Raw genomic sequence first — 26977 nt, 5'->3', positions numbered from 1 at the left:
GCATTAGTGAGAGAGAAGCCACTGTGGAACCCAGGAAGCGGCCCGGACGTACGCCCGCTCCGGCCGGACGTACGTCGCGGCCCCGGCAGGCCGAGGTGGCCCGGCTCGCGGGAGTGTCGCAGGCGACCGTGTCCCTGGTGCTCTCTCCGAAGCCGGACGGCAAGGGGCCCGTCATCTCCGAGGAGACCCGCCGGCGGGTCCTGGAGGCGGCCCGCAGTCTCGGCTACGTGCCCGACCCGGCCGCCCGGCGGCTGGCAGCGGCCCGCAACAACCTCCTCGGCGTCTTCAGCTTCACCGCCACGTTCCCCACCGATGTGCAGCACTCGTACTACCCCTTCCTGGTCGGCGTGGAGCGCGAGGCGGCGGCGCTCGGCTACGACCTGGTGCTGTTCACCGGGTCGAGCACCGGCGGCGCGGGGGCCGCGGTTCCCGACGCCCTGAGCCGGGTCCGGCTCGCGGACGGCTGTCTGTTCATGGGCCGGCACACACCCAGGGCGGAGCTCAAGCGGCTGGTCGATGACGGCTTCCCGGTCGTGCACCTGGGCCGCCGCGAGGAGTTGGAGGGTGTGGCATGGGTGGGCGTGGACTATGTCGAGGCCACCCGTGACGTCGTGGGCCATCTGGCCGATTTGGGGCACCGGCGGATCGTCCTCGTCCGCGAGGACGACGACGCGCCCGCCTCGGCGGACCGTCAGCGCGGCTTCCTGGAAGGGCTGGAAGCGGCAGGTCTGCCCTCCGGGCCCACGGCCGTCTTCCGGTCGGCGGATCCGCAGCGGGACCTCACGCCCGAACGGCTGCGTGCTTGGGCCGACGAGGGGGTGACGGCCTTCGTCGCGGAGGAGACCGACACCGGGGCGGCCTGGCGGGGCCTGCTCTCCGCCGTGCGCGAGGCGGGCCTCGACTGCCCCGCTCAGGTGTCCCTCGCCCTGCTCGGCAGCCCGCCCTCCGATCTGGCGAGCGAGCCCGTACCGACCGGATTCGACATCCCCCGGCCGCAGTTGGGCGCCGCGGCCGTACGTCTGCTGGCCGCGCTCGTCGCGGGCGAGGAAGCTCGGGAGCCGCTCGTCGGCTGTGTCTTCCGCCCGGGCCCGACGACCGGACCGCCGCCTGCCCGTCCCTGAGCACCACCCGGTCCAAATCGGCCTCACCCCCATGAACCTGATCCAGCGGGCAAGGAGAAGCGTGATAACCGAAGCAGACATCCTCGTCGTGGGCGGCGGTCTCGGTGGCGTGGCCGCGGCACTCGCCGCCTGCCGGGCGGGACGCAGTGTCGTGCTCACCGAGGAGACGGACTGGATCGGCGGCCAGCTCACCAGTCAGGCCGTACCGCCCGACGAGCACCCGTGGGTGGAGCAGTTCGGCACGACCGCCTCGTACCGGCGGCTGCGTGAGGAGATCCGGCGGTACTACCGCCACTGGTACCCGCTGCGGGCCGAGGCCCTGGCGCTCACCGACCTCAACCCGGGGGCGGGCCGCGTCAGCAAGCTCTGCCACGAGCCGAGGGTCGCCCTCGCCGTCCTGGAGGGCATGCTCGCGCCCCACCGTGCGGCGGGCCGGCTGACGGTACTCACCGAGCACCGGCCGGTCTCCGCCGAGTCGGACAACGACGTCTTACGGTCGGTGACCCTGAAGGACCTCCGCGACGGAACGCGTCGCACCCTCACCGCGCGCTACGTCCTGGACGCCACCGAGACGGGCGAACTCCTCCATCTCGCGGGCGTCGAGCACGCGAACGGGGCCGAGGCGCGCGCCGAGTTCGACGAGCCGCACGCCCCGGACGAGGCCCAGCCCGACAACCAGCAGGGCATCACGGTCTGCTTCGCGCTCTCCCACCACGAGGGCCAGGACCACACGATCGACCGCCCGCAGGACTACGACTTCTGGCGCACGTACCGGCCCCCGTTCTGGCCCGGCCCGCTGCTCGGCTTCGAGGCGCCCGACCCGCGCACGCTGGAGCCGGTGCCGCGGACCTTCGCACCGAATCCCGATCTCGACCCGCTCGGTGTCTCCGCCGACCAGAGCGCCGACGCCGGCGACAAGGAACTGTGGGGCTTTCGCCGCATCCTCGCCCGCAAGCTGCACACGCCGGGCGCCTTCGATTCCGACATCACCCTCGTCAACTGGCCGCTCAACGACTACTGGCTCAAGCCGTACATCGGCCAGGAGGCCGAAGCGCTGCGTGAGGCACGGCAGTTGTCGCTGTCACTGCTGTACTGGCTGCAGACCGAGGCGCCGCGCCCGGACGGCGGCACCGGCTTCCCGGGTCTGCGGATCCGCCCGGACGTGACCGGCACGGCGGACGGCCTGGCCAAGGCGGCGTACGTCCGCGAGTCCCGCCGTATCAAGGCCGTCACCACGGTCACCGAGCACGACGTGGCGATCGACATCGTCGGCCCGCACGGCGGCACCCGGCACCGGGACTCCGTCGGCGTGGGCGGGTACCGCATCGACCTGCATCCCTCGACCGGCGGCGACAACTACGTCGACATCGGCTCGGTGCCCTTCGAGATCCCCCTTGGGGCGCTGGTGCCGCGGCGGGTCCGCAACCTGCTGCCCGCGGGCAAGAACATCGGCACCACGCACATCACCAACGGCTGCTACCGGCTCCACCCGGTGGAGTGGAACGTCGGCGAGGTCGCCGGCGCACTGGCCGCGCACTGCCTGGCCGAGGAAGTCGAGCCGCACCAGGTGCAGGCCGAGGACAAGCGGTTCGAGGACTTCGCGCGGCTGCTCGACCGCGACGGAGTGCAACGCCACTGGCCGGACGTACGCGGCTACTGAGGACGCCTACGCGGCTGCTGAACGCCCCCGCACACGGACGGTACGGACGGTAAGGAGGTGCCCCGACATGAACCCTGACATGAACACACCCCGCATTCGCGTCGGCATCGACGTGGGCGGAACCTTCACCGACGCGGTGGCCGTGGATGCCACGACCCTCGAACTCCTGGGGCAGGTCAAGGTCCCCACCAGCCACCACCACGAGGACGGCGTCGCACACGGCATCGTCGAGGCGCTCGACCGGCTCCTTGAACAGACCGGCTGTGCCCCGACCGACGTCGCCTTCCTGGCGCACGGCACGACCCAGGCCACCAACGCCCTCCTGGAGGGCGACGTGGCGACCGTCGGACTGATCGGCATCGGGACCGGCCCCTCAGCGGTGTTCACCCGGCGCCTCGCCTCGTTCGGCAAGCTCGAACTCGCCCCCGGCAGAAGACTCCCACTGGCCTACGCGCACGTCACCGACCCCCAGGACGCGTCGGCCGTCCGCCGTGCCGTCGAGCAACTGAAGGACGAAGGGGCCCAGGTCCTCGTCGCCAGCCAGCCGTTCAGCGTCGACCGCCCCGAGGGCGAGCAGGCCGTCCTGGACGCGGCACGGCCGTACGGACTGCCGATGACCGCCGCGCACGAGATCACCTCGCTGTACGGGCTGCACAAGCGCACCCGCACCGCCGTGGTCAACGCGGCGATCCTGCCCCGCATGCTGGCCACCGCCGGCCTCGTCGACGCCTCCATCACCAAGGCGGGCGTGACCGCGCCCCTGATGGTGATGCGCTGCGACGGCGGCGTGATGGCCCTCGACGAGATGCGCCGCCGGCCGCTCCTCACGGTCCTGTCGGGGCCGGCCGCCGGAGTCGCGGGCGCTCTGATGCAGGAGCGGGTGAGCGAGGGCGCGTTCCTGGAGACCGGGGGCACGTCGACCGACATCAGCGTCGTACGCCGCGGCAAGGTCGCCGTCCGGCACGCCACCATCCTCGGCAAGACCTCGTATCTGAACGCCCTCGACGTGCGCACGGTCGGCGTGGGCGGCGGCTCCATGGTGCGGATCGGCGACGGCCGGGTGACGGGCGTGGGACCGCGCAGCGCCCACATCGCGGGACTGCCGTACGCCTGCTTCGCCTCCCCCGACCAACTGCGCGACGCGCGTGTCGACACCGTCCGGCCCATGGACGGCGACCCCGCCGACTACGCCGTGATCGACGCGGCGGGCGGGCGGTTCGCCCTCACCATGACCTGTGCCGCCAACGCCCTCGGCAGGGTCCCGGAGGGGGACTTCGCCCGCTGCGACCCGTCGAGTGCGCGCGCCGCGATCGCGCCGCTGGCCGCCGTGCTCGGCACCGACGTCGCGACCGCGGCCACGCGGATCCTCGACGCGGGCGTCGCCCAGGTGAAGACGGTGGTGGACGCCATGATCCGCGACTACCGCCTCGACAAGGACACGGCTGTCCTCGTCGGCGGAGGCGGCGGTGCCGCGACCGTCACCCCGCACCTCGCCCACACCAGCGGCATGGAGGGCCGGATCGCCCGCCACAACGAGGTCATCAGCCCCATCGGCGTCGCCCTCGCGCTCGTACGGGAACAGGTCGAGCGGATCGTGCCCGGCGCCTCGCAGGAGCAGATCCTCGCCGTCCGCGCCGAGGCGGAGCGGGCGGTCGTCGCCCAGGGCGCCGCCGCCGAAGGCGTCGAGGTCGAGGTCACCGTCGACCCGCAGACCAGCACCGTGCGCGCGGTCGCGACCGGCGCCAGCGAACTGCGCACCCAGGACCGGTCCCACCGCGCCGACGACACCGAGCGACTCCGTGCCGCGGCGGCCAGTCTCAGGACCGACCCCGCGGACGTCCACGTCCTGGCGGGCACCGCCGCCCACACCGTGTACGGCACGCAGACGCACCGCCGCCTGCGGCCGACCCGTCGGCCCGTACGGATCGTCGACATGGACGGCGTCGTACGCCACCACGCCGCCGACGCCCGCGTGGAGACCACCACCGTGGCCGGCGCCCCGGAGGTGCTCGCCCGGCTGGTGGGCGAGTCCACCTCGTACGGCGACGGCGGGGTACGCGCTCCCGCCCTGCGGCTGCTGCTCGGCTCCCGCATCGCCGACCTGTCCGGCGTCCTCGATCCTCAGCCTCTGCTCGCTCTGGCCCACAGCGAGTTGCGGGCCCGCGCGGCCGACGAGCCGGTGGTCGCGGTCCTGGAGGTTCGGTCATGACTGAACTCGCCTTCCAGGATCGGGAGTCGACGGATCTCGCGTCCATCGACGACATCGAATGGGCCGTCCGGCTGCTGGCCGCCACGCCCACCCACGAGGGCCGCGACCGCGAGCTGCTGCGCCAATGGGCCCGTAGAGCCGACGAGTTCGGGTCCCGGCTGGCCCCCGTCCCGTCCACCGCGCGCGTGGTCGAGCGGGACGACGGCCTGGAGCGGATGCTGCTCGCCCGCTACACGTCACGGCCCCCGACGGTCGAGCTCTACACCGACACGCTCACCCTCGCCGAGGAGCTGGTCGACGCCCGCGGCTGGCGTGCCTGGTACCCGCCGGGCTCGGTGCGCGCGGCCGCGCTCGCCCACGAGGCCGTGCACGCCCACCTGCACCACGGCCCGGCGAAGGCCGCGCTCAAGCAGGCGCTCGGCCACACCGTGCTGCGCCTCGGACGCCACCGCGTGGCCGGCCATGTCGCCGGTGCCGAAGAGGTCGCCGCCCACGCCTACGCCAGAACCGTCTGCGAGCTCGGCCGCAGCCCCCTGCTCCTCACCGCCGCGCTGCGTGCGGCGCTCGCCCGGCCCGGGACTCCCGCTCCGAGAAGAGAGAACTGACCCATGGGTGTCGTGATCCTCCTCGTCATGGCCGTCGGCGTCGGCCTGATGCTCACCCGCAGGCTCCCCACCGCCTTCGCGCTGGTGCTGCTCGCCGTCGTCATCGCCTTCCTCGCCGGGGCACCGCTCACCGGCGAGAACAGCGTGCTGGACACCGTGCTCCAGGAAGGCGCGCCGACCCTGGCCGCCACCATGATCGCGATCATTCTGGGCTCCTGGCTGGGCAAGCTCCTCGACGAGACCGGTATCGCGGGCACGCTCGTCCGCAAGATCGTCGAGTTCGGCGGTGACCGCCCGACCGTGGTGGCCCTCGGCGTCCTCGCCGTGTCCGCCCTCGTCGGTACGGTGACCGGCTCGGCACCCGCCGCCATGCTCGCCGGCATCATCGGCATCCCCGCCATGATCGCCGTCGGTGTGCCCAAGGTGACCGCCGCGGGCACGGTGCTGATGGGCATCGCCGTGGGCATCCCCTTCGAGCTGCCGGTGTGGCAGTTCTTCTCCACCGCGCTGGATCTGCCGATCCCGACCGTACGCGGCTTCATGGTGAAGCTCTTCCCGTTCGCCCTGGTCGCCGCCCTGGCCTTTGTCCTCGTCGAGACACGACGGCGTGGCACCGAGCACGCCTGGTCTCTCAAGTCCGTTGATACGAAGCCTCGTTCACGACGCCAGGAGCTGGGCGACGCGCCCTGGTACGCGCTGCTCGCCCCCGCCGTCCCGCTCGTCCTCGCCCTGGGCTTCGAACTCGCCATCATTCCCTCGCTGTTGGCGGGCGTCCTGTACGCGCTGGTCACCACGACCCGGCCCGGCGAGATGAACAAGCGGCTGCTGCGCACCCTGTACGGCGGCTTCGAGGTGGCCGCCCCGCCGATCGCCCTGTTCATCGCCATCGGCATCCTGCTCGCGGCCGTGAAACTGCCGGGCGCCGTGGACGCGCTCGAACCGCTCGTCAAGGCCGTCAGTCCGCAGAACCCGGTGCTGTTCGTCCTCGTCTTCACGCTCCTCGTCCCGCTGTGCCTCTACCGCGGCCCCCTCAACGTGTTCGGGCTCGGCGCGGGCATCGCCGGCGTCCTCATCGCCACCGGCATCTACCCGGCGGCCGCCGTCCTCGGCATGGCCACCTCGTACAACCAGGTCTTCGGCGTCGCCGACCCCACCAGCACACAGACCGTGTGGAGCGCGCAGTACGCGGGCGTCACTCCGCAACAGGTCATGGTGCGCACGCTGCCGTACGTCTGGGTGGTCGCCCTCGGCGGCCTGTGCGTCACGGCCGCCACCTACCTCTGAGTCCTTCCGTCATTGGAGCCCCCCATGCACGACCACCACCTCGACCGGCGTCTCTTCCTGCGCGCCGGCGCCGCCACCGGAGCCGCTCTCGCCGTCGGGACGACCGTGGGTGCCGAGCCCGCGGCCGCGGCGCCCGGCGGATTCCCCGACTACACCTACGTCCGCACCCTGTTGCAGGCCTCCCAGCTGAAGTACAACCCCACCAACGAGATCATCTTTCCCTGCGTCCGGGGCGTCTACGACAAGCTGAGCTCCCCCCTCGGCCGCTACTACCTGTACTACGCGCCGCACGACCCGCCCGGTGGGATCTGCCTGGCGTACGGCGACTCGCTGGAGGGTCCGTTCACGGAGTACCCGTCGAACCCGATCGTCTCCAACAAGTGGTCAGGGCACTACTCCGTCACCCATGTCTCGTCGCCCCATGTGCTGTGGAACCAGGACGAGAAGGAGTTCTGGCTGTACTTCCACGGAGAGAACACCACGACCCGCCTCGCCCGCTCGGCCGACGGGATCCACTTCACGTACGACAAGGTCGTGCTGTCGGCGTCCATGCTCCCGGCAGGCACCAACGAGACGTCGTACGCCCGGGTCTTCCGCCACGACCTGCCCTCACGCGGCGCCCGTTACGTGATGGTCTTCATGCTCAACAACACCACCAACCACCGTGACATCCACTGGGGTTGGTCCGCCGACGGCCGCACCTGGACCTACGACCAGGAGCCGCTGATCCGGCACGGCGACGTCGGCGCCGTCAACGTCGGCGGCCCGCACCTTCTCCACCGCAACAACAGCACCTACGTCGTCTACAACAAGGACAAGAGCAGCGGCGGCGACATCATGATCACCGAAGTCGGCAACGACTTCAGCAAGCGCAACCACCTCGGTGTCTTCTACAACTCGCGCAGCGCGGCGCCGGAGAACGGGCGCTCCGCGTCGCCTTCCTTCGGCACCGATGGCGGCGTCCCGTACATGATCTACGAGGCGGGAGAGCGGCTCGCGGGAGCCATCGCGGTGGCCCGCGGCTGACCGGCAGCGGGTCGACACCCCGGTGACGACCGTGCCGCAAGGCGGCGCGTCGACGAACCGCCGTCCACAGCTGATGTGTTGCTGTGTCACGTCCGTGCCACAGCGGTGTCCTGGAGGAAAGACGGACGTGACCTGAGCGCTCCAGAACACCTCATAGTTAGTGAAAGCGCGGGAGACCAGCGGAAACGCCGCCGGCTCCGCGCTGCCCCCACCCCCGGAAGGAACCTCCCCGTGATGAACCGCCACCTGCGCAAGGCTGTTGTCGCCACTGCCGCGATCACTGCCGGGCTGCTGATGACGGCGTGCCAGAACGGCACCGACGACAGCTCGTCCGACAAGAGCGGAACGGGCTCTGCGGCAGTCGCGGAGAACGCGTCGGGCTCCAAGAACGCGAAGGGCGTCAGCGGTACGTTCAACAACGGCAAGGTCACCTACCTCGCCCCGGGCAAGTACATCGTGTCCGTGCAGGGCAAGGACGACCAGCAGTTCCTGGTCGCCGACGACACCAAGGTCTACGGCGTCGGCACGATATGCGGCGAGGCGGGGTCCAAGGTGGACGCGCCGTGCACGCTGGACCAGCTGGAGGCGGCCGCCAAGAAGGCTGCCGTGGGCGCCGACGTGGAGATGAAGAACGGTGTCGCGACCCTGGTGACCGAGCGGCGTGCCGCCCAGCAGGGCTCCGGGTCCGGGACGGGGTCCGGGTCCTCCGGCTCGTCCTCCGGCTCCGGCTCGTCGTCCGGCTCCGGCACCGGCTCCTCCTCCGGCTCCGGCACCGGCACGGGCACGGGCACCGGCGAGGGCGTCAACGAGGGCAAGGGTGTCAACGGTACCTGGTTCGGCAACGTCTCCTACCTGGCGCCGGGCAAGTACACGGTCTCCGACTCGAAGGGCACCGAGCAGCAGTTCCTCGTCGCCGAGGACACCAAGATCGTGGGCTACGACGACATCTGCGACGCCGTGAACACGGGCCCGGGCGGCGAGGGCGGCGCCGAGTGCACCGAGGCCGACCTGGAGAAGGCCGCCAAGAAGGGCTTCAGCGCCGAGGTCGTGATCAGCAACGGCATCGCGACCTCCATCACCGACGACCACTGAGCCGCACCCCCACGGCGAGCCGGTGGACGGCCCCTGCGCCTTGCTGCGGGCCTCCACCGCCTCGGAGGTGACCCGGCCTTAGGCCGGCCGGAATGCGCGTACCGCGAGGGCCCAGGTCAGCGACCTGGGCCCTCTTGTTGTGTACCAGGTCCACCAGAGACCGCGCCCCAAGTCGGCGGGCGAGCAACATGTCCGTGAAGGCGCAGCGGTCCTCCCAGGGCGGGGCTCGGTCGGTAGGTTGGGCGCATGCCTTCTGCACTTGTTGTTGGTTACGACCCGCAAGCGATACCCGGCGTCGACGGGAAGGCTCTTCGCGCGGCTCTCGATGCGGAGTTGGCCCGGTTTGGCGAGCACGGCATGGATGCGGCCATGACGCTGATCGTGTTCGACGAATCGGCCGAGTCCACCCTCGTCACGTCGCTGGCCAAGCGCCCATGGGATGTAGTGGTCGTCGGCGGTGGGATCCGCAAGGCGGAGCAGCTGCTTCCGCTGTTCGAGCAGGTCGTGAACCTGATCCGCCGCCATGCACCCCAGGCCGCCATCGCGTTCAACACCAGTGGCGGGGACAGCGTTGAGGCGGCACAGCGGTGGCTGTGAATTCTGTCGACACGCGCCAAGGTGGCGTCAGGCGGGCTGCGGGGCGAGCGTTGCCGGAGCGGCCGCGACCTTGCGGGTCTCGCGCATTATCAGCAGGCCGTTGACCACCATCAGTGTCGCGGTCAGGCCATGGACGCCGAGCGCGGTGGCCACGGAACCGTGGTGGGCCAGCACGTTGGCCATGTCGCCGTACGCGGCGAGGGCCTCCACCAGCAGCACCCAGCCCAGCGCCCGGCGGTGACCCGTCACCAGCAGGATGCCCAGGACCAGGGCCAGGACGACGTCGCGGATTCCCTTGATGATCAGGAAGCCGTCGCCGTCGCCGGGCGGCCAGCTCGGCAGGCCGTAGCCCGGCGCCGTCGTCTCCGGGCTCAGGATGTACTCCGTCCCGAACCAGAGGATGAAGAGGATGAAGGCGCCGGCCAGGACGGTGTTGATCTTCTTCAGCGACATTGTTCTTCTCCTTGCGAGTCTTCGTCGGCTTGGTGAGCTCGTGGAGCTTGCTGAGTCGTGTGGGGCCTGATCAGGCCGCGCGGACGGCTGATCGAGGGGCGTGGTTCGTCGGGATCGCAGTTGTGGGATCTGAGCGGCAGCTGCATTCCCGGATGTCGGGATTTCGGTGGCCAGCTGCCGCCCGGGGAGTGGGGATTGTGCGCCACCGGCGCGGCGTCGGCCCGCGGGGTCGGCCCGCGGGGTCAGTAATCCGAAGCCCTGTCGGGCTCACCCCGACGGGGCGAAAGCTGTCGATACAACGGTGCGAATCAGTGCTGTCGGGGCGCCTTTGGTATCAGGTGAGGGCGGCGACCAGCAGGGTGAAGGCGGCGATGATGACGGCGACGCGGACGTAGTGGAAGCGTTCCCAGCGGTTCAGCTGCTGCTTCCAGTCGGCGGGCCGGTTGTCAGGGGTCCACGTCTTGTTCCGGTTGTTGATCGGGACGAGCAGCAGAATCGACATGATCACGCTGAGGATCAGCAGCGCGGCGGCGGTGACGACGAGGCCGGCGCCGGGGTGGTGCCATCCGGCGATGGCCCAGGCCGCGCTCAGGACGAGCGAGCCGATGTACCAGAACGGCATCACGGCACCGAGCATCCGGCCCCCGTGCGCATGGCCGAGTTGGCCACTGTCCTCGGGGAGTGCGTTGAGGATCCGGTTCATGACGAAGACGACGGAGAACTCCACCCCCACCATCACGCCGACGACCACGGTGGTGACGACCTCAAGTGCATCGAGCATGATGACCCCTTCGGGAATCTAGCGTTGCTAGGCGATGAGGCAACGCTAGTACTACTGCCGCTCGGTTGTCTAGCGGTGCTAGGATCGAATCATGTCGGTACAGGAACGCAAGCAGCGCGAACGGGCGGAGCGCGAGCGCCTCATCGTGGCGACAGCCCGCGAACTCGCCGAGCAGCAGGGCTGGGACGCAGTCACCACCCGCCGGCTCGCCGAGCGCATCGAATACAGCCAGCCCGTCCTCTACAGCCACTTCCGCGGCAAACGCGAGATCATCGGCGCCGTCGCCCTGGAGGGCGCCGCCGAACTGGCCACAGCGGTGCGGGCCGCGACCTCCGCCGCGGACGGCCCGCGCGCCCGGGTCGCCGCGCTCGCCCGTACCTACCTCGACTTCGCCGCACGCCACCCGGCGGTCTACGACGCCCTGTTCCAGCTCGACGGCGGCCTGGCGTACGCGCAGGAGGACACCCCGGAACCTCTCAAGGACGCCTTCGCCGCCCTGCTGGAGAGCCTGGGCGAGGTCGCCGGGGACGGCGTCGCCCCGGGGCTGTTCACCGAGACGTTCTGGGCGTCCCTGCACGGCCTGGCGACCCTGACCCGCGCGGGCCGCCTGCTGCCCGAGGACGCCGAGCCGAGGGTGGAGCTGCTGGTGGACCGGCTCGCCGTGGTCCGATACAAGCCCTGACGCCGCGTCATTCGCCGGTGCCCTCGTCGTCCTCGTCGAGGTGGACGGTCGCCGATGGGACAACCCTTCGACCAAGGCACCCAGCACATCAACGGCGACCGCCGGATCACGCATCTCTCAACTGTCTGGAGGCTGGTCGCGCTCTCCGTCAGGAGGCGGGTTCGTCGCGTCGAAGGCTGCGGAACACCGCGGAGGTGGTCCAGCCGCGCAGCGTGGCGTGGATCGTCGATCGGAATGCGGTCTCCGCTGTGGGGGCGTCGAAGGCCCCGGCGAGTTCGAGTGTCACAAGCCCATGCAGAGTCACCCAGACCGAGACGGCGATCGCCGTCGCTTCGCCGTCGAGGACGGACTCTGCCACGGCACGATCGATCGCCGCGATGAGCGGCCGGACAGGGTCACTGGTACCGACCGCCCCTGACGGCTTGAAGGATTGCACCCCACCGAACAGCACCGAGTACAGGTGGCTGTGTTCGCGTCCCCATCGTCGGTATGCGGCGGCCAGTGCGTAGATGTCGGCGAGGGGATCCTCGGAGGTCGGCACCACCGTCACGGCCTGGAACAGGCTGGCGACGGCTCTGTCGCGTACCGCTCCGATCAGTCCTTTCTTGTCGCCGAACAGGGAGTACACCGCCGCCGTTGATGTCTCGGCGGCCGTGGCCACGGCGCGGACTGTGACCGACTCCTGCGGACGGGTGGCGAGCAGCTCGGTCGCGCACTCCACGAGTCGCACTTTGACGGTCGCGTCGTTTGTTCTGGGCCTACCCATGACACAAAGCCTACCTCCTTTGATAACGTCGTTTTGAAACGTTGTTTGGAAACTTCGGAGGTCCGCGATGCCCACGTTCGCCATACGCCTTGCCCGCCTCACCGGACGCTTACTGCTGACCCTGGCCGCCGTCGCGACGCTGGTCGTCGTCTTTCTCGTTGCGATCGTCCTCACGGACGGGGCAGGCTCGGGGCTCGGCGCATGGCTGACGGCCCTTGGAATCGGGACTGCCGCCGCACTGTGGCGGGGCCGGCGTCGTACCCGGGCGGCGCGGCTCGTGCCGTTCCTGCCGGTGGTTGTCGCGGCAGCGTTGACGGCGTCGGTCTGCATCCCGACCGCGCCCACGGCCCGGCAGTACCCGCCTGCCCTGCCGTTCGTGGCCACGCAGCACTGGAGCCTGGCCACAGGCAGCCGGGTCGCGGTGTACCACTACCCGCCCGCGAACACCGGCGCCCGACACCCCGTTCCGTTCGTGTACCTCAACGGCGGACCGGTCCGCGGCATCTCGACGCTCGACCACCGGTTCCTGCAACTTCTGGCGCGACAGGGCTACGACGTCTACGCCTACGAGCAGGCCGGCGGCGGACGAAGTGACCTGCTTCCCATGGACCAGTACACGGTCTCCAGGTCGGTGCGTGACCTCGGCGCCTTCATCGACCGCCTGGGCAGGGGCAGGGTCGACATCCTCGGATTCTCCTCGGGGGCGCTCGTGCTCACCCGGGCCCTGGCGGACCCGCGTGTCGCCGCACGCCTGCACCGGGCGATCATCGCCGAGCCCGGCCCCATGGACGGCCCGACTGCGCGGATCGCCGGGCACAAGGGTCGGTCATCCGCGCGCGGCCTCGCGCCGGCGATGACCGGACCGCGGTCGACGCATGTCCCCCGGTACGCCGTCGCATTCGGCCTCATGCGGCTCGGGCTCCTCACCCCCGACACCGGGCTGGTCGGACAGGCCGAAGGGGACAACGCATTCACCGCCGCCGACCTCGGCAGCGACACCGCATCCGCCTACTGCGCCCGCGATGCGCACCGCATCCCGACCGAGGACACCGCACAGAACTTCTCCTTCAGCCCCGCCGCCAGCCTCCGCGTCCAGCAGACGGTGCAGGACTCACCTTCCATCTCCCCGGAACTGAGGCGCTCCCGGACTCCCACGATGCTGATGATCGCCGAGTGCTCCTCCCAGGTCCGTCAATGGGCGACCGCAATCCTTGCCGATGACCCCGCCATCCAGCGCACGCAGTACATGCCCGGAGTCGGGCACCACATGTGGAACGGTCTGGACGACAACGACGACCGAGCCGCCGCCGTCATCACCGCGTTCCTTCAGGACAGGCCGGCACCCGTGCCGAACTACCCGACCCGCGACGACATCCCCGCCTTCCTGCGCGCCCGCGAGTGAAGAGCCTGCAGCCCGTGATCCTCCGCCTGGTTCAGACCTTCAGCCGGTGTTCTCCGCCACCCTGAACCATTCGGTGCCGCCGACCAGGAACTCATAGAGGGGACGGCCCTGGCTGCCGCTGGTGCGGAACGGTTTTCCGTGGTCGTCGATCCGTGTGGTTCCCTGACGACCGCCGCTGGACCACTGCAACTCCACGTACCAGTGCACATCGTGGGCACTGGCATGGGCGGTGATGTACAGCACCTCGGGATCGGACTGGCTGACCTTGTAGGGGACACCGCGCTGACCGGCCTTCGGCACGATGGTGGGGTGGCCGGCGTCGAGGTCCGTGTCGAACGACCTCGTCTCCACGCCTCCGCCGCAGCCCGACGACCCCAGGTATGCGTTCCAGGCCGGGGGCGCGCTCGAGTCGACCACACGGACGTGCAGGGACTCGATGACGACGGTTTCGTCCCCGGTGCCCTGGACGGTCAGCGCCACCCGCTGCGCGCCGGCGGCGATGGCGCCGTGCGACTTCACCCAGCCCGGCAGGTCCTGCCCCATCACCGGCGGCGAGACTTCGCTGGGAGGCCGGTTGATCAGGTACTTCCCCTCGCACTGCGGGTCGTCCCAGGCATAGGTGCGGGTGCTCACCGTGAGCGGCACCGCATCGCCGGCGCGGCCCGTGTCAGGACTGTGCGCCGACGAGTCGGTGCTGCGTGCCGACGTCTTGGCGTCGGACGTTCCGGGGGCCGGGGAGCGGCTCGGACGCCCGGAGGGGGACGTGGACGCCGATGGGTGCGTCGGGGAGGAGGCGGAGGACTGTTGTCCGGAGGAAGGCACGGTGCCGGCCGGCCGGCCACTGTCCGCCAGGTCCGTCCCCCCGCCCTTCAGGTCGACCGTGAGCGCGGTGGACACGGCGACGACGACGGCGGTGCTCGCCGCGATCAGGGCCCACCGCCTGCGGGCGGTCCGGATGAGCGTCGGCGTGCGGCGAGCGAGGACAACCGCCTTTGGCGACGGCTCGGCGACGGCCCCGGGAGGGTCCCCGGGCTCGCTCATGGATGTGGGCGCAGTCGCGGACGCGGTCGGCGGCGCGGGTGCGGGCGGGGGCACGGTGTCCGACCCGGCCTCCGGCTGGGGTTGGTCTGCCCGCCGGGCGCGTTCCCGTGCCGCGTCCGCCAGGACCCAGCGCCGGTGTAACTCGACCAGTTCCTCGGGAGTCGCCCTGCACACCCGGCCGAAGCGCGAGACGGCGGCGTTGTCGGCCGGCACCCCATCCCCCTTGCAGTACCGGTGCAGCGTCGAGGTGCTCATGTGCGCCCGCTTCGCCAGCGCCTCGTAACTCAGCCCGGATCGCTGCTTCAACTCGCGCAGCAGCGCCGCGAAATCAGCAATCTCCTCAGCCGCCCCCACCAGTACTCCATTCCGTTCGACATCCCACGAAGGTCACGTTCCCCCAGGTCAGAGCCGGTTCGCGCATCCCAGCGTCCCGAAACTCCCGATGGAATGGCAGATGGGACGCCGCATGGCACAGGCTTGGGCCATCCAAGCACGGCGCCTCGCCGGACACGGTGATCGGCCCCGCTCAACTCCGCTTGCACGGCCCGCGCTTCCGGCGCGCCCACTCTTGCCTGACGTTCAGAGAAAGCAGTTCATTCATGCGTAGCGCCACCCGTTTCGTCTCCCGCACAGCCGCCTCCTCCATGGTCGTCGCCGCCGCCCTCGCGCTCGTCGGCATCCAGGCCGCCGGGCAGACCGCCTCCGCCGCCACGAAGGAGGCCTCGGTCGTCACCTGCACCACGGCGAACACCAAGCTGACCGTCACCGAGGCGACCCGCCCGATCAACCACCTGCTGCTCAAGGCCACCAACACGGGCACCAAGCCCTGCTTCGCCTACAACGCCCCCCACCTGAGGGCCGGTGCCGACGCCCAGGCCGTCCTGCCGTGGGCCGAGGAGACCACGCCGCAGTCCGTGGTGACGCTCGAGCCGGGTCAGTCCGCGTACGCGGGCATCACGACGTTCTCCCCCGACGGCGAAGGGGGCAGCAACGAGACGACCCTGGGCGTGATCTTCGCCGACAGGAACGCCAACCCGACCAGCGCGGAGAAGACCCTGAAGCTGCCGAACGGCGGTGTCTTCTTCAACAGCGCCGCCGTCGTCACCTACTGGCAGGACAACCCGGCGGACGCCCTCGCCTGGTAGCCGCCCTGGCGTCCACTCAGCAGACAGAGGAAGACCGTGGAAGGGGTGGGCGCGACGGGCGCCCACCCCTTCCACGTAGATGGAGTTGTCCGCGAACTCCCCCGGGATTGTCCGTGATCGGTAACGGACGCATCCCGTGGGCGCCGCCCCTCGTCCTGCCAGGTGGTCGGAGGGTGACCGGGCATCGGCGAGTAACTGCGTGAGAGCGGGGCGGACATGGCACGGCACGGTGGCGGGCGGGGCTGGTACGGCAAGGTGGTCGGGGCGGCGCTCGGGGTGACGATGCTCGCCGCAGGTGCCTCGGTGTGGACCGCGCAGGCCGGTGACGTGGGCGGCTCGTCGCCGAAGGCGACCGCGTCGGCCAAGCCGGGCAGTAACGCCAAGCCGGTCGCGGTGACCATCGCGCACGCCTCGGACAAGGGAGCGCGCGGCGTCAACATCACCATCGACGACGGTCCCGACCCCATGTGGACCCCCCAAGTGCTCGACGTGCTGCGGGAGTACGGGGTGAAGGCCACGTTCTGCATGGTGGGGACGCAGGCGCAGGCCCACCCTGACCTCGTGAAGAAGGTGGTCGCGGCCGGGCACCGGCTGTGCGACCACTCGGTGTCGCACGACACCACCATGGACAAGAAGTCCCAGGCCTACCAGTCGCGGCAGATCCTCGACGCCGAACGCATGATCACCGAGGCGTCCGGGGGCGTACGGCCGATGTACTACCGGGCGCCCGGCGGCGCCTTCACCCCCTACAGCCGCAAGCTGGCCGCTTCCCGGGGCATGCGCCCGCTGGGCTGGAACGTGGACTCCAAGGACTTCGAGCGGCCGGGCACGGACGCCATGGTCGCCACCGTCGAGCGGGAGCTGCCGAACGGGCCGACGCTCCTCTTCCACGACGCGGGCGGCGACCGTTCCCAGACCGTCGAGGCCCTGCGCCGGATCCTCCCCTGGCTCAAGGAGCAGGGCTACTCCTGCGGCTTCCCGGTGCGCTGAAGCCCTGAGGAGGCCGTTCAGGATTTCCCGTACTCGTCGTGGCGGCGCAGCCAGTGAGTCTGCTCGCCCTCCTCGTGGCGGCCCGACGAGGTCCGGTCGAGGAGGCCGTAGTAGGCCATGGCCGGCTCGAGGCCGCGCGCGGTGGTGACGTACGTCCGGTAGACGGTGTCGTCGTAGAGCGCGTAGGCGCTCAGCCCGGGCCCTTCGGTGACGTATCCGAGTACGTCCGTGCCCGTCGCCTCGGCCATCTGGCTCACGGTCGGCGGGATGTCGCCCTCGAGAAACGGCCTCAGCTCGTCCTCGGTGTACAGGAAGCCGAGGTCCCGGTGGAAGTCGCTGCCGACCGTGGAGACCCAGCCGAAGCTCCAGCCCATCCGCTCCCGATAGGCGAGGAGCTTGTCCAGCGGTGCCCGCGAGGAGCAGATCAGCGTCACGTCCCGGGCCCTGAGATGGACCGCGTTGGGGTCGAGGTTGTCCGCGATCGAGGAGCAGACCGGGCATCCGGCCTCGTACGGCGGGCCGAACATGAAGTGGTAGACGAGCAGCTGGGAACACCCGTCGAAGAGGTCCGCGAGCGCCCTGGTGCCGTTCTCGGTCTCGAAGCCGTAGTCCTTCTCGACCGGCACCCAGGGCAGCTCCCGCCGCTTCCGCGCGAGCTCGTCGCTGCGTCGGGTGAGCGCCTTCTCCTCCGCGAGGAGCTCCTGTCGGGCTGCCTCGAATTGCTCTTGCGTGCCGACTCTGTGCTCGGGCATTGCCATTCCCTCCTGGTGTGGGAGCGGAACACCGCCTCGCGACGGGCGGTCGCCTGCAGCGGCTGCCGACAGTTGCCTGCACCGACGTGCCGGGCCGGCCTCGTGTCCCACGCTACGCGCGCGGCGGCGGGCCCTCGACCGGGCGAGGAGCCTCGCCTCACGAGACAGTGCGAGGTATCCAGCCCGCAGGCAGACCCGTTTCAGCGGCCCGAGCTGCTGCAGTCCCGCGAGCAGGAACGCGGTCGCGCCGATCCAGCGGCCCGCGTCGGGGTGGCTGTCGACCAGACGTCCGGTCGCGGCCAGCACCCCGTAGGGCCAGCAGCCCGAACCCGGCCCAGGCGAGCAGGTAGCCGCCGACGAACTCGGCGACGCGCAGGGAGCGGGCGCGGCCCGTGGCGTTCCGGCGGATCGCCTGTACCCAGGTCAGGGCGACGGGCGCCAGCGACGGCAGCATCATCGCCGCCGTCATGACCACCCACAGGAGAAGGAAGAGCGGGAGCGCCAGGCTCATCGTTGCGGGCTCCATCCCCATGTCATGGGACTGGATGTCATGGGACCGGGCGACGGTGAGCAGCCACGCCAGGGCGGCGATCGCCGTGAGGAAGGTCCAGCCCAGGGCCAGATCGCGCCTCGGCAGGAGGACCCCGGGCCGGGTGGGCACCGGAGGGGCGAGCCGGAGATGCGGCATGGCGTGCCTCGCAAGGATGCTCGCAGCTGCGGAACGCGGCGAGAAGCGCAGTGCACCCCGAAGACCAGCAGATCACAGAATCGGTGGTCTCAAAACCGGAGGCCGGGAAGCGGCCGGTCGGGCGCCTCGGCACGAGGAGCCGCCGCCCCCGCGCATCCCTTCTCGTTGGCGCGTCGCGTGGTGAAAGAGGACCCTGGGTTCAGGGGCGCATGAGGGAGAGACACTTCATGGCAGAGACCAGCACAGACCACAAGGCCCACACGCCGTTCTTTTCCCGCCCCGGCGTCCGCCGCCTCGCACCGTTCGCTGTGATCACCGCGATCGCTCTGATCTTCATCTTCGAGAACCGCCAGAGCGTCGAGATCCGCCTTCTCATCCCGGAGGTGACCATGCCGCTGTGGGGTGCCCTTCTGATCGCCTGGGGCCTCGGCATGATTGCCTGCGTCTTTACTCTGCGTCGACGCCCGAACCGGCATTCACGACGGACAAAGTGAGGGCCGTTGCAATGGCCTTGAATCCAATGCAACAACTCCGGCCCTCACTCGTTGCAATGAATTGAACGTGAACGCACTGGCCGACGGAGAGCGGTGCGGGCCGGGAGGACGGTGGCCGTCGTGCCGAGGAGCAGGCAGCCGGTCACCGCGCCCGCGAGCCAGGGCCAGGCCACCGACAACTCCACCGGCACGCCCAGTTATTCGCGCAGGCCGTGGACCGTGCCGAACAGGGCGGGGGCGGCCACCGCCAGGCCGAGGGCGGCGCCCAGGGTGACGAGGCAGCACGTCTCCGCCGCGAGGGTCAGCAGGATCTGGCGCGGTGTCGCACCGGAAAGGCGCAGGACGCGGAAGTCCTGCACGCGGCCCGCGGTGGCCGTCAGCAGTGTGGAGGCGACGGCGATCGCGGTGTAGCCCGCCGACACGGCGACCAGGATCAGGGTGAAGAGCCGTACCAGCCGGTCCTCCTCGGCGTCGTCCGAGGCCGCGTACGCCGCCACCGAGGTCTCGTCGGCGCGGAGTTGCGAAGGGATCCGCGTGGGGCCGGGGGTCGTGCGGAAGGCGATGTCGGCCAGTGCCGACGGGTCGTGGGCGCGTACCGGGTCACGGGGGAGGAAGACCTGGTACGGCATCGAGTCGTCCACCACGGAGGTCACGCGGAAGCGTCGCGTACGGCCGTCCCCGAAGGTGAGGTCAGCGGTACGGCCTTCCTGCCAGCCGTGCGCGGCGGCAACCGCGGCGGTGACGACGGCGGTGTTCGCGCGGGGCGCCTTCGCGGCGTACACCTGCTCGAAACCGGGCGCCACCCCCGCCGCGGACAAGGCCACCTTGCCGTCACCGCCGTAGACGGTCGTCGACAGCAGCGCCACGCCCTCGACCCGGGAGACCACGGCGTCCGACAGGCCCGGTGTCCCCCGTGGCACGACCGCCGCCTCGGCCCGTACGGCCGCGGCCTGCCGGGCGGTGTCGGCGCTCTGGGTGGTCTGAACGGCGCTGGTGATCAGTACGGCGAAAGCGACGGTCGCCAGCACCGGGGCGACGGTGGCGGAGGTGAACTGATCCGTGGCATCCATCCGCAGATCCTGACCGAACGTGGACTGCCCGCCGCCGTAAGGGACATCGCCGGGCGCTGCCCGATCCCGGCGGACCTGGACATCGACCTGTCCGGCCGGCTGCCGGCCGCCGTCGAGCAGACGGCGTACTTCGTGACCGCCGAGGCGCTCACCAACATCGCCCGGCACAGCGGTGCCGACCGCTGCCGCGTCACCGCCCGCTGCCGGGACGGCGTGCTCCGCCTCGACATCGTGGACAACGGCTCCGGCGACGCCGACCCCGCGCGCGGTACGGGCCTCGTCGGCCTCGCCGACCGGATCGCCGCCGCCGACGGCAGAATGCTCCTGTCCAGCCCGCACGGCGGGCCCACCCTCCTGAGAGCGGAGATCCCGTGCGGCAGTCCCTCCGCATAGTGATCGCGGAGGACGCGGTCCTCCTGCGCGAAGGTCTCGTCCATCTGCTCCAGCGCTTCGGCCACCAGGTCATCGCCGGCGTGGGCGACGGCCCCTCTCTCCTCGCCGCCGCCCGGGAACACCGGCCGGACCTGGTGATCACCGACGTCCGTATGCCGCCCGGCCAGACGGACGAGGGGCTGCGCACGGCCCGCCTGCTCCAGTCCGAGCAACCCGGACTTGCGGTCCTCGTCCTCAGCCAGTACGTGGAGCAGACCTTCGCCGAGGAACTCCTGGACGACCGCCGAGGCAGTACCGGAATGGGCTACCTGCTCAAGGAACGCATCGGCGACGTGGAGGAGTTCGCCGACGCCGTCACCCGTGTCGCCGCCGGAGCGACGGTCGTCGACCCCGAGGTCGTACGCCAGTTGCTCGCCCGCCGCCGCGACCCGATCGACCGGCTCACCCCGCGCGAACGCGAGGTCCTCGCCCTCATGGCCGAGGGCCGCTCCAACGCGGCGATCGCCCGTCGGCTCGTCGTCACGGAGGCCGCCGTCGCCAAGCACATCGCGAGCATCCTCATGAAGCTCGACCTTCCCCCGGCGGCCCCCGACGACCACCGACGCGTCCTGGCGGTACTGGCCTATCTGCGCGCCTGAGCCCCTCAAAGGGGCTTTGCAGGCCTTACGGAGCTACCGTGTGCGCGTCGAGCAGGCGATATGCGTCTCCGTGGGTGATCACTCGGCCGGCGGCGGGCGGTGGGATGCCTGAGTGGTCGGCCGGGACACGCCCCCGCAGGGCGACCAGGTGGCCCATTTCCTCACCCCCATGGACCGGGCCTGGGACGATGTCGTGCACACCTGCGCCAACCAGCGCCTGTTCTGCTCCACCGACTGCGTCGACACCTGGCTGCAGCAGACGGGCCAAGAGCGCGGCTACGTCATGGATCTGATCTTTCTGGGGACTGCCCGACTGAGGTCTGAATCCGCCTACTGCGATCGTCCGATCCAGCGGAAGCCGCATCCGCACCGCCGGCACCGAGGAGGACTGACGCAGCCTCCCCCGCACCCCCGTCTCAGTCGACGAGCAGGTCTTCTCCTGCGCACCCCTGACCGCTGTCAGACGGACGGGTTGACGATGACCTTGGCCGAGTTGTTCTTGGTGTTCGGGTCGAAGGTGCCGGACGTGTCGGAGTGAGGGTGGGCGATGACGTGGCCCGTCGCGTCGGGGACGACCCGGTCGATGCGCAGCTGGAACGGGAAGCCGACCTTCAGGTCCGGCTTGGCCCACAGCGGAAGGGTGCAGGCGTAGTGGCCGATGGCCGGGTCGTCGCCGGACGTCCAGGCGGTGTGGCAGGTGTCGGGCACGGACGTGGCGGTGGTGCCCTCCGGGAGGTAGTAGTCGATCACGGCGACCGGGTCGCCGGAGGCGACGTTGCCGACCCAGGCCGGGCCGCGGTTGACGAAGCGGAAGCCGGCGGTGACGGTGTCGCCGGCCGCGCCGCTCACCTTGGTGCCGTGCACCGCGAAGTCGGCGGTGTTGTCGGCATTGACGTGCCAGGAGCGGCCGTTGTCCGAGCGGTCGAGGTCGGTGGCGTCGCCGCCGGGCTCGACCTCGTAGTCGAACCGCTCGTACAGCGCGTGGTCGGTGACGGCGAGCCGCAGCGGCTCCGGCAGCTCCACGGTGGCGCCGGGCGCGACGTCGGTGTCGAAGGAGCAGGTCACGTCCGTCATGGGCGTGTACTCGCCGTTGGGGTCCGGCTCGGTGTAGGTGCACTGCGGGTAGCGGGTGGTGACGTCGAGGCCGTACGTCGCCCACATCTTCACGCTGAAGCCGTGGGCGGTCTCGTTGCCGGTGTTGGTGACGGAGAACGGCACGGTGAGGCTGGTGCCGAGCGCGACGTCGCTGACGTCCTGCGGGGCGCTGATGCCGAGGTCCGGGCCCGAGCCGACGGTGACGAAGGTCTCCGCGGAGCCCTCCGGGGCGGTGAGCGTGCCGTCGGGTCCGCCGGTGGCCTCGGCGGAGTACTCGATCGCACCCTGCGCTCCCACGGCGCCGGCGGCGGCCCGCACCTTCAGCTGCACCTGCGCGCTGTAGCGGGTCGGCACGTCCCCGGTATCGCACACGGCGACGGTGCCCGCATCGTTCGGCGTGCAGTTGTCGGGCCAGGCCACGTCGGCGACCCCGGCGAGCCCGGAGACGTCGACGGTCAGCCGCCCGTCGGCCACGGTGAAGTTGTCGTTGTCGTGGTAGAGGCCGAGCGCCAGCGACCGGTACTGCGCCGCACCGCCGTCCGGAGCGACAGTGACCGTCTGCTCGTACGGCGCCTGGATCCACAGCTGATCGCTCTGCGCCTCGTCGTCGGCGAAGGCGACCCCACTCCCGAGACCGGCGACGACCAACGCCCCCACGGCTCCGGCACATGCCCCGCGACGCAGCACACGCCCGACGGAGACAGAACTCATGACATCCCCCAAATGGGACAGAAGAGACCCCGGCACAGTGACCGGCACCGGGCGCGAATTGGACGACCTGCGGAGACGAAGGGTTGTAGGTGAGGGGCGCGTGACGCGTGGTTCTTACCGTTTTCTTGATCACTCGCGTAGGCGGCCGGAAGCCCCTCATGTGGCCTTCGTCTCGCTCGCGGGGTCTTGGCGCGTTCGCCGGCATCGCCTCCGCCGGTGACGACGGCAGCCGCGTACAAGCGTCGAAGGAGGTCACAGGGCTGCGACCGGAAAAGCTCGACGGCAACACTGCGGACCGGGAGAGCAATATCTGTCTTTGCGAAGTGAGAAATCGACGCGGCACACAAGGAATATTCCCGAGGCCGCAGACGGCACGGAATTGTTCACCGCGCAGGGTCGATCACGGCGTGCTACCGTCGACACCAGTTGCAGGTGTGGTTGCCAGAAGGTTTTTCCGACGGCTGATCATCACGGCGACACGGAATCCGCACAGGGCGTATTCCTGACACCGTCTCCGAAGGAGAAACAAAATGGCTACTGGCACCGTCAAGTGGTTCAACGCGGAAAAGGGCTTCGGCTTCATCGAGCAGGACGGCGGCGGCCCCGACGTCTTCGCCCACTACTCGAACATCGCCGCCCAGGGCTTCCGTGAGCTGCTGGAAGGCCAGAAGGTGTCGTTCGACATCGCGCAGGGCCAGAAGGGCCCGACGGCCGAGAACATCGTCGTCGCCTGACACCGGCGCTCACGCGTACTTCGCAGCTGGGGCCCGCACCTTGGGGTGCGGGCCCCAGCTCGCTTCTTTTTCAGGGCGATTCAACCCTGTCATTTCCGGCTCGTTCTCGCGATTCTCTGCGCCGTTCACTTTGCTGCGGAAATTCCTTGATGCGTGGCCACGTCGAGGAAGGTTCCACATGAGTCGTGCGCGCACAACTCGCACATTTGGCCGCTTCGGAGGAAGCGCCGGCGCCGGCCGCTCCGGTGTTCCGCGCCGTCCGGGCGGTTACGGAAGCCGACTGGCCGCGCAGGCCGAGTTCGCGCTGCCGAAGACGATCACGCCCGCGCTGCCGGCCGTCGAGTCGTTCGCCGAACTCGCCCTGCCGGCGCGGTTGCTGGCCGCACTCGGTCACGAAGGCGTGACCGTACCCTTCCCCATCCAGGCGGCGACCCTGCCGAACTCCCTGGCCGGCCGTGACGTACTCGGCCGTGGCCGCACCGGTTCGGGCAAGACCCTCGCCTTCGGCCTCGCCGTGCTGGCCCGTACGGCGGGCCGGCGTGCCGAACCTCGACAGCCGCTGGCCCTCGTTCTCGTCCCCACCCGTGAACTCGCCCAGCAGGTCACCGATGCGCTCACCCCGTACGCCCGCGCCGTACGGCTGCGGCTCGCCACCGTGGTCGGCGGAATGTCGATCGGCAGGCAGGCGGGTGCGCTGCGGAGCGGAGCCGAGGTCGTCGTCGCCACACCGGGGCGGCTCAAGGACCTCATCGACCGGGGCGACTGCCGACTGCGGGACGTCGCCGTCACCGTCCTGGACGAGGCCGACCAGATGACCGACATGGGTTTCATGCCCCAGGTCACCGCCCTGCTCGACCAGGTGCGCGGCGACGGGCAGCGGATGCTCTTCTCGGCCACCCTGGACCGCAACGTCGACCTGCTGGTACGCCGCTACCTGATCGACCCCGTGGTCCACTCCGTCGACCCGTCGGCCGGTGCGGTCACCACGATGGAGCACCACGTACTCCACGTCCATGACGCGGACAAGCACCGGACGACGACCGAGATCGCGGCGCGGGACGGCAAGGTGATCATGTTCCTGGACACGAAGCACGCGGTGGACCGGCTGACCAAACACCTGCTCGGCAGCGGCGTACGCGCCGCCGCCCTGCACGGCGGCAGGTCCCAGTCACAGCGCACCCGGACGCTGGCGCAGTTCAAGGACGGCCACGTCTCGGTCCTGGTGGCCACCAACGTCGCGGCCCGCGGCATCCACGTCGACAACCTCGACCTGGTCGTCAACGTCGATCCGCCCAGCGACCCCAAGGACTACCTGCACCGCGGCGGCCGTACGGCCCGCGCCGGCGAGTCCGGCAGCGTCGTCACCCTCGTGACCCCCGACCAGCGCCGCGACATGAACCGGCTGATGGCTCTGGCCGGCATCACCCCGCGCATCACCCCGGTCCGGTCGGGCGAGGCGGAGCTGAGCCGCATCACCGGCGCCCGAACTCCTTCCGGTGTCCCGGTCGTCATCACCGCCGCGCCGGCCGTGGAACGCCCCCGCCGCGCGTCTTCGCCGTCCCGGGACCGCCGGGGACGCACCGGCCAGGGCCGGCCCGTCGGCGCAGCGGTGCGCCGCGGGGCGCAGCGACGGCCCGACTTCGGCTCGGCTGCCTAGGGCCTCATCAGGGCCGCAGTGGTCTCCCTGAGGCCGCAGTGGATCACAAAGCCGGCCAACCCTTACCGCAGGAGGCACCTTTGCAGTCGGCTCAGACGCAGTACCGCGTGGCGGACCCCGCCCTCATGACCATGGTCGACGACATCGAAGCGTGCGGACCTCGGGTCTGTGACGACATGACCGTCGAGGTGGCTCTGGCCGTCATGGCGGGTGCCCGTGTCGAGTACCTGACCGTGTGCGACGGGGACGACCAGAGCACAGGCTCGATCACCCTGGTCCGGCTCGCCGCTCTCCGCGGCAGTTCCACGTACACGGACCGGATCCGTCTGCGGGACGTCCTGGACGGATCGCTGTCCTCGCCCGGCGCCCGACCCGGCGGCGTCGCTGAGTACGGCCGAACTCCGGGCGTACTCGCCCGCGCCCACTGATCCGCCTCGCCCCGGACAGTCCGTTCTCCTTCTCCCTGTGAGTTCTCCCCTGTGAGGCATCATGCGCTGTGTCATCGCCCGGTACCCGTTCGACCTGACCAAGACGGGGGTGCTGGCCTCGCTGAAGGGCGTCAAGCCCGAGCTCGTCACGGGTGAGTCCGTGACCATCGGCCGCCGCCGCTACCCCGTCAAACAGGTGGGCCAGGTCATCACGCGGCTGGACCGCCGTGACTTCTCCGGCGGCGAGGTCACCCGGGCCATGGCGCGCCTCGGCTTCACCTGCCACGACCGCCCCGAGGCCGCGCCCGTGGGCGTTCCCGCTCCGCTCCGGACCGCGTCGGCACTGCTCGGCGGCACCGGCCCCGTGGAGGTGTGAGGACGGGCGGGAAACCGCCTTCAGGATCTTGGTGGGGGCCCTGCCGACGCGAGTCGGCAGGGCCCCCACCGCTGTGTCGCCGTCCGCGGGCGGAAGACGTCGGAGAACGGGGCCACTGTCGCAGGCGGCAGGATTCCTCTTCCGCCAGAGAGGTGAGATCTGTCTTTGCCGGAGTAGATTTTTGTTCCTGTCGTGGCTATGCTTCATCTCGTAGACACGGTCGAACGAGACCCGGCAGACACGAACTGGCGGGTGGCTGTACACGAAGTTCGCAGGTCAGTGCGGCTGTCGAGTTCCGGAGCCAAGGTGTTCCCAGAACGGTGACGGGACTGGGAGCCGCACTGGGCGGCTCGCATGTCGAGGAGCTGCCAACAGCAGTACCGGTTCAGTCAGTGATGGGTTCAGAGAGGAACGGAGGAGCAGACGCCATCAGGATCGCCCGGCCCGAGAAGCTCTCGGCCCGGGTGCCGCAAAGACCCCGGATTGGATGGTGGTCCCCGGTCACGCAGTCGCGATCCCCGCACCCCCTTTGTCGGGCCGGGTAGCGGAAACAGAAGGTCGGCACAGCAGTAGGGCCGACAGATGGTGTTGAATTTCCTTCGGGGCCCTGGTGCCGTACGGCACCAGGGCCCCTCGACGTGTTGTACAACGAGGTGACATGACAACGGATAACCCTCTTAGCGATCGTCTGGACGACGACGACTACCCCGCGTACACGATGGGCCGGGCAGCCGAGATGATCGGCACCACGCCAGGCTTTCTCCGAGCCCTCGGTGAGGCCCGTCTGATCACTCCGCTCCGCTCGGAGGGAGGACATCGCCGGTACTCCCGCTACCAACTGCGGATCGCCGCTCGCGCGCGCGAACTCGTCGACAGGGGGACTCCGATCGAGGCTGCCTGCCGCATCGTCATCCTTGAGGACCAGCTCGAGGAAGCTCAGCGCATCAACGCCGAGTACCGCCGTGCCGCGAACGAGGCGGCCGGCAGTTCCGGCTGATCGCGTCGCCATCGGAATGACCGCTTCGGCTCCGAGGTTCTCGACGTGCGCGGTGTTGTGCGCTGCCGCCGCCTCGCTGGCGAACGCGCG

General features: G+C 70.3%; 28 protein-coding genes. 20 read left to right on the top strand and 8 right to left on the bottom strand.

What is annotated here, in order from left to right; translation table 11 throughout:
* Positions 1-23 precede the first annotated feature (23 nt).
* The 8 genes from ACFYWX_RS03900 to ACFYWX_RS03865 all read left to right on the top strand — a co-directional run bounded on the left by ACFYWX_RS03900 (position 24) and on the right by ACFYWX_RS03865 (position 9594).
* A complete protein-coding gene (locus ACFYWX_RS03900) occupies positions 24-1121 on the top strand; it encodes a LacI family DNA-binding transcriptional regulator (protein WP_389422353.1) in 1098 nt (365 codons plus the stop codon).
* A gap of 61 nt (positions 1122-1182) precedes the next feature.
* Positions 1183-2781, top strand: a complete 1599-nt coding sequence (locus ACFYWX_RS03895) for an FAD-dependent oxidoreductase (RefSeq protein WP_389422352.1) — start codon at positions 1183-1185, stop codon at positions 2779-2781.
* A 79-nt stretch (positions 2782-2860) separates the two neighbouring features.
* A complete protein-coding gene (locus tag ACFYWX_RS03890; RefSeq protein WP_389422635.1) occupies positions 2861-4990 on the top strand; it encodes a hydantoinase/oxoprolinase family protein in 2130 nt (709 codons plus the stop codon).
* Complete coding sequence (locus tag ACFYWX_RS03885; RefSeq protein ID WP_389422351.1) at positions 4987-5595, top strand: hypothetical protein; 609 nt, start codon at positions 4987-4989, stop codon at positions 5593-5595. The genes ACFYWX_RS03890 and ACFYWX_RS03885 overlap by 4 nt, the downstream gene beginning before the upstream one ends.
* A gap of 3 nt (positions 5596-5598) precedes the next feature.
* Complete coding sequence (locus ACFYWX_RS03880) at positions 5599-6879, top strand: transporter (RefSeq protein ID WP_389422350.1); 1281 nt, start codon at positions 5599-5601, stop codon at positions 6877-6879.
* 24 nt (positions 6880-6903) lie between these two features.
* On the top strand, positions 6904-7905 hold the full coding sequence (locus tag ACFYWX_RS03875; protein ID WP_389422349.1) for a hypothetical protein: 1002 nt from the start codon (positions 6904-6906) through the stop codon (positions 7903-7905).
* A 234-nt stretch (positions 7906-8139) separates the two neighbouring features.
* Complete coding sequence (locus ACFYWX_RS03870; RefSeq protein ID WP_389422348.1) at positions 8140-8997, top strand: hypothetical protein; 858 nt, start codon at positions 8140-8142, stop codon at positions 8995-8997.
* Between the two features lie 246 nt (positions 8998-9243).
* A complete protein-coding gene (locus ACFYWX_RS03865) occupies positions 9244-9594 on the top strand; it encodes a hypothetical protein (protein ID WP_389422347.1) in 351 nt (116 codons plus the stop codon).
* Positions 9595-9621: 27 nt separating this feature from the next.
* Here the strand turns inward: ACFYWX_RS03865 and ACFYWX_RS03860 are convergent, their stop codons facing one another.
* The gene (locus ACFYWX_RS03860; RefSeq protein ID WP_389422346.1) at positions 9622-10047 is read right to left on the bottom strand and encodes a DUF4267 domain-containing protein; all 426 of its coding nucleotides are present in this window, start codon (positions 10045-10047) and stop codon (positions 9622-9624) included.
* A 334-nt stretch (positions 10048-10381) separates the two neighbouring features.
* Positions 10382-10828, bottom strand: a complete 447-nt coding sequence (locus ACFYWX_RS03855; protein ID WP_389422345.1) for an anthrone oxygenase family protein — start codon at positions 10826-10828, stop codon at positions 10382-10384.
* Between the two features lie 91 nt (positions 10829-10919).
* Here ACFYWX_RS03855 and ACFYWX_RS03850 point away from each other — a divergent pair, with 91 nt between their 5' ends.
* The gene (locus tag ACFYWX_RS03850) at positions 10920-11510 is read left to right on the top strand and encodes a TetR/AcrR family transcriptional regulator (RefSeq protein WP_389422344.1); all 591 of its coding nucleotides are present in this window, start codon (positions 10920-10922) and stop codon (positions 11508-11510) included.
* Positions 11511-11658: 148 nt separating this feature from the next.
* Here ACFYWX_RS03850 and ACFYWX_RS03845 read toward each other — a convergent pair whose 3' ends face one another.
* On the bottom strand, positions 11659-12276 hold the full coding sequence (locus ACFYWX_RS03845) for a TetR-like C-terminal domain-containing protein (protein WP_389422343.1): 618 nt from the start codon (positions 12274-12276) through the stop codon (positions 11659-11661).
* Positions 12277-12343: 67 nt separating this feature from the next.
* Here ACFYWX_RS03845 and ACFYWX_RS03840 point away from each other — a divergent pair, with 67 nt between their 5' ends.
* Positions 12344-13678 carry an alpha/beta hydrolase gene (locus ACFYWX_RS03840; protein ID WP_389422342.1) on the top strand — a complete coding sequence of 445 codons (1335 nt, stop codon included), beginning with the start codon at positions 12344-12346 and terminating at the stop codon, positions 13676-13678.
* A 39-nt stretch (positions 13679-13717) separates the two neighbouring features.
* On the opposite strand, the gene ACFYWX_RS03835 is transcribed toward ACFYWX_RS03840, so the two are convergent.
* Positions 13718-15073, bottom strand: coding sequence for a helix-turn-helix domain-containing protein (locus ACFYWX_RS03835; RefSeq protein ID WP_389422341.1), 1356 nt, complete (start codon positions 15071-15073; stop codon positions 13718-13720).
* A 245-nt stretch (positions 15074-15318) separates the two neighbouring features.
* Between ACFYWX_RS03835 and ACFYWX_RS03830 the strand changes: the two genes are divergently transcribed.
* Both ACFYWX_RS03830 and ACFYWX_RS03825 read left to right on the top strand, forming a co-directional pair.
* Positions 15319-15864, top strand: a complete 546-nt coding sequence (locus tag ACFYWX_RS03830) for a DUF4232 domain-containing protein (protein ID WP_389422340.1) — start codon at positions 15319-15321, stop codon at positions 15862-15864.
* A gap of 216 nt (positions 15865-16080) precedes the next feature.
* Positions 16081-16854 (top strand): polysaccharide deacetylase family protein, encoded by a 774-nt coding sequence (locus ACFYWX_RS03825; RefSeq protein ID WP_389422339.1) that lies wholly within the window; start codon positions 16081-16083, stop codon positions 16852-16854.
* 17 nt (positions 16855-16871) lie between these two features.
* Here ACFYWX_RS03825 and ACFYWX_RS03820 read toward each other — a convergent pair whose 3' ends face one another.
* Both ACFYWX_RS03820 and ACFYWX_RS03815 read right to left on the bottom strand, forming a co-directional pair.
* Positions 16872-17606: a DUF899 domain-containing protein gene (locus tag ACFYWX_RS03820; RefSeq protein ID WP_389422338.1), complete on the bottom strand. Its 735-nt coding sequence runs from the start codon at positions 17604-17606 to the stop codon at positions 16872-16874.
* Positions 17607-17763: 157 nt separating this feature from the next.
* Positions 17764-18294, bottom strand: a complete 531-nt coding sequence (locus ACFYWX_RS03815; RefSeq protein WP_389422337.1) for a DUF2182 domain-containing protein — start codon at positions 18292-18294, stop codon at positions 17764-17766.
* A 227-nt stretch (positions 18295-18521) separates the two neighbouring features.
* On the opposite strand from ACFYWX_RS03815, the gene ACFYWX_RS03810 reads away from it, so the two are divergent.
* Entirely contained in the window at positions 18522-18788 is a 267-nt protein-coding gene (locus ACFYWX_RS03810) for a hypothetical protein (RefSeq protein WP_389422336.1), read from the top strand.
* Positions 18789-18985: 197 nt separating this feature from the next.
* On the opposite strand, the gene ACFYWX_RS03805 is transcribed toward ACFYWX_RS03810, so the two are convergent.
* Positions 18986-19858, bottom strand: a complete 873-nt coding sequence (locus tag ACFYWX_RS03805) for an FtsX-like permease family protein (RefSeq protein ID WP_389422335.1) — start codon at positions 19856-19858, stop codon at positions 18986-18988.
* Between the two features lie 132 nt (positions 19859-19990).
* Between ACFYWX_RS03805 and ACFYWX_RS03800 the strand changes: the two genes are divergently transcribed.
* Both ACFYWX_RS03800 and ACFYWX_RS03795 read left to right on the top strand, forming a co-directional pair.
* Entirely contained in the window at positions 19991-20251 is a 261-nt protein-coding gene (locus ACFYWX_RS03800; RefSeq protein WP_389422334.1) for a sensor histidine kinase, read from the top strand.
* Positions 20230-20889 (top strand): response regulator, encoded by a 660-nt coding sequence (locus ACFYWX_RS03795; protein WP_389422333.1) that lies wholly within the window; start codon positions 20230-20232, stop codon positions 20887-20889. The genes ACFYWX_RS03800 and ACFYWX_RS03795 overlap by 22 nt, the downstream gene beginning before the upstream one ends.
* A gap of 459 nt (positions 20890-21348) precedes the next feature.
* Here ACFYWX_RS03795 and ACFYWX_RS03790 read toward each other — a convergent pair whose 3' ends face one another.
* Positions 21349-22695 (bottom strand): hypothetical protein, encoded by a 1347-nt coding sequence (locus ACFYWX_RS03790; RefSeq protein WP_389422332.1) that lies wholly within the window; start codon positions 22693-22695, stop codon positions 21349-21351.
* 530 nt (positions 22696-23225) lie between these two features.
* Here ACFYWX_RS03790 and ACFYWX_RS03785 point away from each other — a divergent pair.
* The 5 genes from ACFYWX_RS03785 (at position 23226) to ACFYWX_RS03765 (ending at position 26887) form a co-directional block, all read left to right on the top strand.
* The gene (locus tag ACFYWX_RS03785) at positions 23226-23429 is read left to right on the top strand and encodes a cold-shock protein (RefSeq protein WP_192232086.1); all 204 of its coding nucleotides are present in this window, start codon (positions 23226-23228) and stop codon (positions 23427-23429) included.
* Positions 23430-23607: 178 nt separating this feature from the next.
* Positions 23608-25086: a DEAD/DEAH box helicase gene (locus tag ACFYWX_RS03780; protein ID WP_389422331.1), complete on the top strand. Its 1479-nt coding sequence runs from the start codon at positions 23608-23610 to the stop codon at positions 25084-25086.
* 125 nt (positions 25087-25211) lie between these two features.
* On the top strand, positions 25212-25514 hold the full coding sequence (locus ACFYWX_RS03775; protein ID WP_389422634.1) for a CBS domain-containing protein: 303 nt from the start codon (positions 25212-25214) through the stop codon (positions 25512-25514).
* A 61-nt stretch (positions 25515-25575) separates the two neighbouring features.
* Positions 25576-25890, top strand: a complete 315-nt coding sequence (locus tag ACFYWX_RS03770) for an SCO5918 family protein (RefSeq protein WP_389422330.1) — start codon at positions 25576-25578, stop codon at positions 25888-25890.
* A gap of 658 nt (positions 25891-26548) precedes the next feature.
* Positions 26549-26887, top strand: a complete 339-nt coding sequence (locus ACFYWX_RS03765; RefSeq protein ID WP_389422329.1) for a helix-turn-helix domain-containing protein — start codon at positions 26549-26551, stop codon at positions 26885-26887.
* The last annotated feature ends 90 nt before the right edge of the window (positions 26888-26977 follow it).

Origin of the sequence: Streptomyces sp. NPDC002888 (assembly GCF_042888465.1) — a bacterium.
Lineage (GTDB): Bacteria > Actinomycetota > Actinomycetes > Streptomycetales > Streptomycetaceae > Streptomyces.
The sequence above is the reverse complement of the archived record's forward strand: the minus strand, read 5'-3'. Positions and strand labels throughout refer to the sequence as shown.

What these genes read in the sequence shown, in the direction of transcription:
- ACFYWX_RS03805 (WP_389422335.1), bottom strand. Translation starts at nt 19,858, where the DNA reads ATGGATGCCACGGATCAGTTCACCTCCGCCACCGTCGCCCCGGTGCTG.
- ACFYWX_RS03870 (WP_389422348.1), top strand. Translation starts at nt 8,140, where the DNA reads ATGAACCGCCACCTGCGCAAGGCTGTTGTCGCCACTGCCGCGATCACT.
- ACFYWX_RS03860 (WP_389422346.1), bottom strand. Translation starts at nt 10,047, where the DNA reads ATGTCGCTGAAGAAGATCAACACCGTCCTGGCCGGCGCCTTCATCCTC.
- ACFYWX_RS03875 (WP_389422349.1), top strand. Translation starts at nt 6,904, where the DNA reads ATGCACGACCACCACCTCGACCGGCGTCTCTTCCTGCGCGCCGGCGCC.
- ACFYWX_RS03790 (WP_389422332.1), bottom strand. Translation starts at nt 22,695, where the DNA reads ATGAGTTCTGTCTCCGTCGGGCGTGTGCTGCGTCGCGGGGCATGTGCC.
- ACFYWX_RS03855 (WP_389422345.1), bottom strand. Translation starts at nt 10,828, where the DNA reads ATGCTCGATGCACTTGAGGTCGTCACCACCGTGGTCGTCGGCGTGATG.
- ACFYWX_RS03765 (WP_389422329.1), top strand. Translation starts at nt 26,549, where the DNA reads ATGACAACGGATAACCCTCTTAGCGATCGTCTGGACGACGACGACTAC.
- ACFYWX_RS03885 (WP_389422351.1), top strand. Translation starts at nt 4,987, where the DNA reads ATGACTGAACTCGCCTTCCAGGATCGGGAGTCGACGGATCTCGCGTCC.
- ACFYWX_RS03825 (WP_389422339.1), top strand. Translation starts at nt 16,081, where the DNA reads ATGGCACGGCACGGTGGCGGGCGGGGCTGGTACGGCAAGGTGGTCGGG.
- ACFYWX_RS03820 (WP_389422338.1), bottom strand. Translation starts at nt 17,606, where the DNA reads ATGCCCGAGCACAGAGTCGGCACGCAAGAGCAATTCGAGGCAGCCCGA.
- ACFYWX_RS03890 (WP_389422635.1), top strand. Translation starts at nt 2,861, where the DNA reads ATGAACACACCCCGCATTCGCGTCGGCATCGACGTGGGCGGAACCTTC.
- ACFYWX_RS03785 (WP_192232086.1), top strand. Translation starts at nt 23,226, where the DNA reads ATGGCTACTGGCACCGTCAAGTGGTTCAACGCGGAAAAGGGCTTCGGC.
- ACFYWX_RS03880 (WP_389422350.1), top strand. Translation starts at nt 5,599, where the DNA reads ATGGGTGTCGTGATCCTCCTCGTCATGGCCGTCGGCGTCGGCCTGATG.
- ACFYWX_RS03865 (WP_389422347.1), top strand. Translation starts at nt 9,244, where the DNA reads ATGCCTTCTGCACTTGTTGTTGGTTACGACCCGCAAGCGATACCCGGC.
- ACFYWX_RS03840 (WP_389422342.1), top strand. Translation starts at nt 12,344, where the DNA reads ATGCCCACGTTCGCCATACGCCTTGCCCGCCTCACCGGACGCTTACTG.
- ACFYWX_RS03810 (WP_389422336.1), top strand. Translation starts at nt 18,522, where the DNA reads ATGGCAGAGACCAGCACAGACCACAAGGCCCACACGCCGTTCTTTTCC.
- ACFYWX_RS03770 (WP_389422330.1), top strand. Translation starts at nt 25,576, where the DNA reads ATGCGCTGTGTCATCGCCCGGTACCCGTTCGACCTGACCAAGACGGGG.
- ACFYWX_RS03815 (WP_389422337.1), bottom strand. Translation starts at nt 18,294, where the DNA reads ATGCCGCATCTCCGGCTCGCCCCTCCGGTGCCCACCCGGCCCGGGGTC.
- ACFYWX_RS03830 (WP_389422340.1), top strand. Translation starts at nt 15,319, where the DNA reads ATGCGTAGCGCCACCCGTTTCGTCTCCCGCACAGCCGCCTCCTCCATG.
- ACFYWX_RS03780 (WP_389422331.1), top strand. Translation starts at nt 23,608, where the DNA reads ATGAGTCGTGCGCGCACAACTCGCACATTTGGCCGCTTCGGAGGAAGC.
- ACFYWX_RS03845 (WP_389422343.1), bottom strand. Translation starts at nt 12,276, where the DNA reads ATGGGTAGGCCCAGAACAAACGACGCGACCGTCAAAGTGCGACTCGTG.
- ACFYWX_RS03850 (WP_389422344.1), top strand. Translation starts at nt 10,920, where the DNA reads ATGTCGGTACAGGAACGCAAGCAGCGCGAACGGGCGGAGCGCGAGCGC.
- ACFYWX_RS03775 (WP_389422634.1), top strand. Translation starts at nt 25,212, where the DNA reads ATGACCATGGTCGACGACATCGAAGCGTGCGGACCTCGGGTCTGTGAC.